At 51.9% G+C, this 1,145-nt stretch carries 1 protein-coding gene; it reads right to left on the bottom strand.

The genetic code is table 11. The annotated features are described in order from the left end of the window. Positions 1-106: 106 nt before the first annotated feature. Positions 107-1,145: OmpA family protein (locus FHQ23_RS11195; protein WP_139614395.1), on the bottom strand; the 1,039-nt coding region annotated here is incomplete at its 5' end.

Genomic DNA, 1,145 nt, shown 5'->3' with positions numbered 1-1,145 from the left:
GAGACCGCAACAAACTGCCCTAAATGGTTGCGGATAACTTTATAAATTTTGTTCATAATGACCTCTACATACTTTCACTGTTTCACAATGATGGATAGTGTTCTGATCAGCCTTCACGGCGGCTGATCACATTGATTTCAACCCGACGGTTTGGCTGCAAGCAGGCTTTCAGCGCCTCCGTCACCTGATTGCCGTTGCAATGCACTTGCGGTTGCGACTCGCCACGACCTTCGCTGACAAAGCGGATCACTTCGGTATTAATCCCTTGTTGTTGCAGTAGTTGACGCAGTAGCTTAACAACAGTGTCAGCACGCCGTTGCGACAGCCGCTGATTGGCTTGATCGCTGCCGATGCGGTCGGTATGTCCGACCACCGTGATTTGTTCAATCGCACTTTTCGACAAAGACTGTGCCAACTGTTGCAGCTGCACCCTGCCTTGCGGCAAGAGATCTTGAGTTTGGTAACGTCCGAAGCGGAACAAGGCATCGGCAGACAGCGGGTGACGGTTGTTTTGGGTTTGGCAGCTCGCAATCTGTTGCTCGGCTTGTGCCAAGTAGTCATCTGCCTGTTTTAAGAAATGGATGCCGTGTTTTTGGTAGTTGCCGTAGCCTTCACGGTACTCATATTCGGCACCCAGCAGCGCAGCATCAGCACAAGCCAACGCTTGTGGCGCACAGACAGTGCCACGTTGTTGTGCCAGCTGCTGTAGTTTTTGCCATTGGGTGAAAGGACGGCGCGGATAGCCCGGCGACGGCCCGGAGATCAAAGCGACCCCTTGCTTGGCTTGTGCCGCTTGCAAATTGTGCACCGCACTTTGTGCCAAATGTTCGGTGATGCCGGTGGTACGGACTTCGCGGTAGGTCCAGTGCGCCAATTCAATCTGGCACTGGGCTTTCAAATAGGCGAAATTATGTTGCAGGGCTTGGTCGGCATTCGCCGCCTGAATCTGCTGATCCAACTTTTGTAGTTGTTTGTCGGTGATATAATCTGGCTGCCAGCCGTATTGCACCGGCGCAATCGGCACGCCGTCATAGAGTGGCGATGCAGAAAATGCGGGGGAAGAAACCAGAAAAAGGGTAAAAAAAACAGCAGTTGTGACTTGACAACCGAGCTTAGTTAGGCAGGTTTGTTTGTTTGTTTGTTTG

This window comes from Testudinibacter crocodili (assembly GCF_006228025.1).
Lineage (GTDB): Bacteria > Pseudomonadota > Gammaproteobacteria > Enterobacterales > Pasteurellaceae > Chelonobacter.
The sequence above is the reverse complement of the archived record's forward strand: the minus strand, read 5'-3'. Positions and strand labels throughout refer to the sequence as shown.